6 protein-coding genes are annotated in these 6,264 nt (G+C 52.1%); 2 read left to right on the top strand and 4 right to left on the bottom strand.

What is annotated here, in order from left to right; genetic code table 11:
• Nucleotides 1-215: 215 nt before the first annotated feature.
• Nucleotides 216-920, top strand: coding sequence for a FadR/GntR family transcriptional regulator (locus OGY10_RS23680; RefSeq protein WP_191226611.1), 705 nt, complete (start codon nucleotides 216-218; stop codon nucleotides 918-920).
• Nucleotide 921: 1 nt separating this feature from the next.
• Nucleotides 922-2,349: a multidrug transporter subunit MdtD gene (gene mdtD, locus OGY10_RS23675; RefSeq protein ID WP_008786557.1), complete on the top strand. Its 1,428-nt coding sequence runs from the start codon at nucleotides 922-924 to the stop codon at nucleotides 2,347-2,349.
• On the opposite strand, the gene rbsR is transcribed toward mdtD, so the two are convergent.
• The 4 genes from rbsR to rbsC all read right to left on the bottom strand — a co-directional run bounded on the left by rbsR (nucleotide 2,315) and on the right by rbsC (nucleotide 6,262).
• Nucleotides 2,315-3,307, bottom strand: a complete 993-nt coding sequence (rbsR, locus tag OGY10_RS23670) for a ribose operon transcriptional repressor RbsR (RefSeq protein ID WP_003023757.1) — start codon at nucleotides 3,305-3,307, stop codon at nucleotides 2,315-2,317. The genes mdtD and rbsR overlap by 35 nt on opposite strands.
• Nucleotides 3,308-3,310: 3 nt before the next feature.
• The gene (rbsK, locus tag OGY10_RS23665) at nucleotides 3,311-4,240 is read right to left on the bottom strand and encodes a ribokinase (protein WP_003826997.1); all 930 of its coding nucleotides are present in this window, start codon (nucleotides 4,238-4,240) and stop codon (nucleotides 3,311-3,313) included.
• 141 nt (nucleotides 4,241-4,381) lie between these two features.
• Nucleotides 4,382-5,272 carry a ribose ABC transporter substrate-binding protein RbsB gene (gene rbsB, locus OGY10_RS23660; protein WP_003023760.1) on the bottom strand — a complete coding sequence of 297 codons (891 nt, stop codon included), beginning with the start codon at nucleotides 5,270-5,272 and terminating at the stop codon, nucleotides 4,382-4,384.
• Between the two features lie 24 nt (nucleotides 5,273-5,296).
• Nucleotides 5,297-6,262 (bottom strand): ribose ABC transporter permease, encoded by a 966-nt coding sequence (gene rbsC / locus OGY10_RS23655; RefSeq protein ID WP_003826999.1) that lies wholly within the window; start codon nucleotides 6,260-6,262, stop codon nucleotides 5,297-5,299.
• Nucleotides 6,263-6,264: the final 2 nt, after the last annotated feature.

Here is a 6,264-nt window from a genome sequence, read left to right as displayed (position 1 = left end):
GCTTGTAATCCGTTGTTCCGTGTCAGTGGAGGCGCATTATAGGGAGTTATTTCAGGCTGACAAGGGGAAATTTAAAATAACTTTCCGAGTGCGTGTTTTTTCACCAAAACAACCATTAACATGCCATAAAATAAGCAAATTGCCGTTTTTGCAGCCGCAATCACACTTCCAGGTGGCATACTAATGAATAAGAAAAAGAGTAAGGAAGAACATTCATGCCGTTAAATGCCCAACAGCTAGCCGCACAGAAAAACTTGTCCTACGTTCTGGCCGAAAAGCTGGCTCAGCGAATATTAAAAGGTGAATACGCGCCGGGTGCGATATTGCCTGGCGAAATAGAGCTGGGCGATCAGTTTGGCGTGAGTCGCACCGCGGTAAGAGAGGCGGTAAAAACATTAACGGCAAAAGGTATGGTATTACCGCGCCCACGTATTGGCACACGCGTCATGCCGCAAGCAAACTGGAACTTCCTTGACCAGGAGCTACTCACCTGGTGGATGACGGAAGATAATTTCCCGCAGGTCATTAAACATTTTCTGGTGATGCGTATCAGCCTGGAGCCTCAGGCGTGCTTACTGGCGGCGACTATAGGTACGGCTGAACAGAAAGCGCACCTCAACACGCTGATGGAAGAGATGGTCGATCTGAAAAGAAACTTCAGACGCGAACGCTGGATTGAGGTTGATATCGCCTGGCATGAGCACATCTATGAAATGAGTGCGAATCCGTTCCTTATATCCTTTGCATCTCTGTTCCATTCGGTTTACCAGACCTACTTTACCTCTATTACCTATAACGATGTGGTGAAACTGGATTTGCACCAGGCCATTGTCGATGCAATAGATGATAACGATGGCGATCGCGCCTTTGCTGCCTGTCAGGCATTGCTGATAGCACCGAACGTGCTACCGGATAAATAATATGTCAGAAAAGAAATCACGCAGTATGGCCGGGCTACCGTGGATAGCAGCCATGGCCTTTTTTATGCAGGCACTAGACGCCACGATCCTCAATACCGCCCTACCCGCAATAGCACATAGTCTTAACCGCTCTCCACTCGCCATGCAGTCGGCCATTATCAGCTATACCCTGACTGTCGCGATGCTGATCCCGGTAAGTGGTTGGCTGGCAGACCGATTTGGTACCCGACGCGTCTTTATGATTGCCGTTAGCCTGTTTACGTTGGGATCGCTGGCCTGCGCGCTGTCCAGTTCCTTAAGCGAGCTGGTGATTTTCCGTGTCATTCAGGGAATCGGTGGCGCCATGATGATGCCCGTTGCCCGTCTGGCGTTATTGCGTGCTTACCCCCGCAGCGAACTGCTTCCCGTGCTTAACTTCGTCACCATGCCAGGACTTGTGGGGCCGATTTTAGGTCCGGTATTGGGCGGTGTACTGGTTACATGGGCCAGTTGGCACTGGATCTTCCTGATTAATATTCCAATTGGCATTGCCGGTATCTTCTATGCCCGCAAATATATGCCGAACTTCACCACGCCACGCCGCGGTTTTGATATGACCGGTTTCTTTCTGTTTGGTTTGAGCCTGGTGTTGTTTTCCAGCGGCGTTGAATTGTTCGGTGAGAAGCTTGTCGAGACCTGGGTCGCACTCGGTATTATTCTTGCCAGTGTGTTGTTACTACTCGCCTATATTCGCCATGCGCGTCGCCACCCAACGCCGCTGATATCGCTTCCGATATTTAAGACTCGGACCTTTTCTGTTGGGATCGCCGGAAACCTCGCCACTCGCCTGGGTACAGGCTGTGTGCCCTTCTTAATGCCGCTGATGTTGCAGGTAGGATTTGGATATCCGGCTCTGATAGCCGGCTGCATGATGGCGCCAACAGCGTTAGGTTCAATTCTGGCAAAATCCATGGTGACGCAGGTACTGCGCAAACTCGGCTACAGGACCACATTGGTGGGTGTTACGGTATTTATCGGCCTGATGATTGCGCAGTTCGCTTTGCAATCTCCTGCCATGCCGATCTGGATGCTAATCCTGCCGTTGTTCATTTTAGGTATGGCGATGTCCACCCAGTTTACTTCAATGAATACCATCACTCTGGCGGATCTGACCGATGAAAACGCCAGCAGCGGCAACAGCGTATTGGCCGTTACTCAGCAGTTATCAATCAGTTTAGGGGTTGCCATCAGCGCCGCCGTTCTGCGTATCTATGAAGGTATGGAAGGAACCAATACGGTCGAGCAGTTCCACTACACCTTTATGACGATGGGCGCTATCACGGTAATATCCGCGCTGATGTTCATGCTGCTAAAAGCCAAAGATGGACGTAACCTGATCAAAGATCGGCACAAACCTAAACCGACCCCCGCTCCATCAGAACAGGAGTAAGCTGCAAACGCTGTTGCTGTAATGCGGGCTGCGCCATCCGGTGAATTAATACATCGATGGCCAGTTCGCCCAATTCATCTTTTGGTTGGTGGATGGTCGTCAGGGGCGGCGTCATATAGCGCGCCAGCTCGATATCATCGTAACCCACCACAGCCATATCCTGCGGAATGCGCAATCCTGACTGGTACAGAGCCTGATACGCGCCAACTGCCATTGCATCATTGCCGGTAAAAACGGCCTGCGGTCGCTGTTTATGCGACAGCAACGTTTGCATAGCTTCAAAGCCGCCGCCGAACTCAAAGTCACCGGTAATCTCATAGCCTTCCGGGACAGGCAACCCCGCCCGCTTCATTGCTGCCCGATATCCTTCCAGACGCAAACGCGCCGGGGTTTTATCCAGCGGCCCGGTGATGCAGGCAATGCGCGTAAAACCTTTTTCGATAAGATGTTGCGTGGCTAAATCACCGCCCAGCAAGGAGTTATCCTGAATCAGATCGCTTTCACCATCAAAAGGCGACCAGTCCATCATCACGGTCGGTATAGAAGGATAACGCTGCATTATCTCTCTGGAAGGCTGATGTGTTTCGGTGCAGAGCAGCAACAAGCCGTCCACACGTTTTTGCATCAGGGTTTCCAGGTTACGGTTCATGCGCTGTTCATCGCCTTCGGTATTGCACAGCACCAGGCTGTAGCCGCGCTCAAAACAGCTACGTTCAACGCCGCGCACTAGTTCAGAATAGAAGGGATTGGTACTGGCAGTGATTAACATGCCAATCGTGCGGGTCTGGTTTAGCTTAAGGCTACGCGCCAGTGCGGAGGGCGCGTAGTTAAGCGCTTTAATTGCAGCTTCTACTTTGTCAGTGACGGACTCACTGACAAAGCGATCTTTATTAATGACGTGAGAAACCGTCGACGTGGAAACACCCGCCAGGCGGGCGACGTCCTTCATTGTAGCCAAGCGTTACCTCTGTTGACTTAAAAACGCTTCTATTTCTTCGCGCCACGGAACGGAAGGCTGTGCGCCTTTACGGGTAACCGCAATCGCTGCAGCGGCATGCGCAAAACGGATCGCTTCAGGCAGCGGAGTCTCTTCCAGTAACGCTGTAATTAACGCGCCATTAAAGGTGTCTCCAGCGGCAATAGTATCAACGGCTTCCACTTTAAAACCGGGCACACGCTGTCCTTCGCCATTAACGCTGGCCCACACACCGCGACTACCTAAAGTAATCAGTACAGTATGGATACCTTTAGCGTGCAATGCCTGCGCCGCTTTGGCCGCGTCTTCATCATTTTCGACCCGGATCCCCGTCAGCTTTTCAGCCTCGGTTTCATTCGGGGTAATAATATCCACCAGCGCCAGCAGTTCATCAGAAAGTTCACGTGCCGGTGCCGGGTTCAGGGCGACCATGGTCTTATTTTGATGTGCAATCTTTGCTGCAGTCAGTACGCTTTCGATCGGCGATTCTAACTGCATAAGTAAGGCGGACGCCTGAGCAATACGCTCATGCTGCGCTTCCACCAGCGCTGGCGAAAGAGCTGCGTTCGCTCCGGCATGAATGCCGATAACGTTCTCACCTTCACCATTCACAAAAATCAACGCCACTCCGGTCGATTCCCCCGAAATCACGCTAATCGGCGCGATATCGATGTTGTCTTTGGCTAACTGTTTACGCACACTTTCGCCAATATCATCATCGCCCGTACAGGCAATGAATGCGATATTCGCGCCACTACGACCCGCAGCAACAGCCTGATTCGCGCCTTTACCGCCAAATGCTACCTGATAATGGCTACCAGTTACGGTTTCACCAGGTGTCGGGAAAGAGTTAAGGTTAAGGATGTGATCGGCATTGATACTGCCAAGAACAACGAGGTTGCCTGCGGTTTTCATATTTGGTGTTCCAAGTCAAAGTGCGCCACCGGGTTAGGGTGGCGCGTGCCCTGCTTTTCTTTTTACGCTTTCATCCCCAAAATCAGATACGGGGATGGCGTATTTATGTCTCCATCAGGCCGCGAGCGACCTGAATCGGTATTACTGCTTGATGACCAGCTTCAGGTCAACCGGATATTTAGCCTGAACCTTCTCGCCTTTCAGGACTTTATCCGCAGTCTCAACGCCTTTCGCGCCGATCTGATCCGGCAACTGAGCAATGGTCGCAGCCAGTTTGCCATCATTTACTGCTTTTTCGCCATCTGGAGTGCCGTCAAATCCAACCACCATCACATCAGATTTACCCGCTGTTTGCAGTGCGCGCAGCGCACCCAGCGCCATTTCATCGTTCTGGGCAAATACGGCCTGCACATCAGGATGCGCGGTCAGCAGGTTCTGCATGACGTTCAGACCTTTGGTGCGGTCGAAGTCTGCCGGCTGGCTGGCCAGTACGTTAAATTTGTGTGCCGCAACGGCCTGCTGGAAACCTTCGCCACGCTCACGCGCCGCTGAAGTTCCGGCAATCCCTTGCAGTTCGATAACTTTCGCGCCTTCACCTGCTTTCTTCGCGATGTAATCACCCGCAATTTTGCCACCCAACACGTTATCAGACGCGATGTGGCTTACCACTTCGCCTTTGGAGGCAACACGGTCAAGGGTAATAACCGGAATTTTTGCCTGGTTAGCCATCTTCACAGCATTACCAACGGCATCAGAGTCAGTCGGGTTGATCAGCAGAATTTTAGTTCCACGAACCGTTAAGTCCTGAACGTTAGCCAGCTCTTTCGCCGGGTTGTTCTGCGAGTCCAGAATCACCAGGTTGTAACCCAGCTTATCCGCCTCTTTTTGCGCCCCATCCTTCAGAGAAACAAAGAACGGGTTGTTGAGGGTGGAGACCACCAGCGCAATGGTATCTTTCGCCATCGCATTCGCGCTCACGGTGGCGCTCAGCGCAACAGCAGAAACCAGGGTAGCCAGTTTTTTCATGTTCATATTTAAGATGTCCTGTAATCGTTGTTACTGCTTTTTGTTGTCTACCAGTACCGCCAGCAAAATCACCACCGCTTTGACGATCATCTGGTAATAGGAGGATACACCTAACAAATTCAAACCATTATTGAGGAAACCAAGAATCAATGCGCCGATCAGCGTCCCAACAATACGTCCTTTACCACCCGCCAGGCTGGTACCGCCTAACACTACCGCTGCGATAGCATCCAGCTCATAGCCAGTACCTGCCGTCGGTTGTGCGGAGGAGAGTCGCGCGACTTCAATGATGCCCGCCAGCGATGCCAGCAGACCGCACAGTGAGTAAACGATAATTTTGATTTTACTGACGCTGATACCGGACAAACGCGTTGCCGCTTCGTTACCGCCCAGCGCGTAGATATAACGGCCCAGACGAGTGTGGTGCAGCATGTACCACGCCGCGAGGAAGACAATCCCCATGATCCACACTGGCGTAGGGATGCCTAACGGACGACCAATACCAAACCAGCCAAACAGATCGGCATTGTCAGTAAATCCGGTATTAACCGGACTGCCGTTGGTGTACACCATGGTCACGCCGCGCAGCAACAGCATCATCACCAGCGTTGCAATAAACGCCTGCACCCGGCCTTTCGCAACAATCACCCCGGTGACTGCGCCAATGGCAGCGCCGAGCGCCAGGGCTGCAGCAACAGCCACCAGCGCATTGACCTCAATCCCTACAATTGAAGCCGCAACCGCGCCGGTAAGCGCCAGCAAGGAACCGACGGACAGATCGATACCCGACGTCAGGATGACCAGCGTCATGCCAACGGCCATGATGGCGTTCACCGACGTTTGCTGGAGAATGTTGAACAGGTTATTAACGGTAAAAAAGTTAGGGCTCATGGTGGAAACAATCGCGATCAGCACTAACAGAGCGATGAGCGACTTTTGCTCCAGAAGCCATGCTTTAGTGAAATAACGGCGACCAGAAACAGCCTGGGTAGTCATCT

It is taken from the genome of Citrobacter sp. Cpo148 (genome assembly GCF_030332375.1).
GTDB lineage: Bacteria > Pseudomonadota > Gammaproteobacteria > Enterobacterales > Enterobacteriaceae > Citrobacter > Citrobacter portucalensis.
This window is presented reverse-complemented; position numbering and strand designations above follow the sequence as displayed.

Bases quoted from the DNA above. Each gene is read 5' to 3' on its own strand.
- OGY10_RS23680 (WP_191226611.1), top strand. From the start codon at position 216: ATGCCGTTAAATGCCCAACAGCTAGCCGCACAGAAAAACTTGTCCTAC.
- mdtD (WP_008786557.1), top strand. From the start codon at position 922: ATGTCAGAAAAGAAATCACGCAGTATGGCCGGGCTACCGTGGATAGCA.
- rbsK (WP_003826997.1), bottom strand. From the start codon at position 4,240: ATGAAAACCGCAGGCAACCTCGTTGTTCTTGGCAGTATCAATGCCGAT.
- rbsB (WP_003023760.1), bottom strand. From the start codon at position 5,272: ATGAACATGAAAAAACTGGCTACCCTGGTTTCTGCTGTTGCGCTGAGC.
- rbsC (WP_003826999.1), bottom strand. From the start codon at position 6,262: ATGACTACCCAGGCTGTTTCTGGTCGCCGTTATTTCACTAAAGCATGG.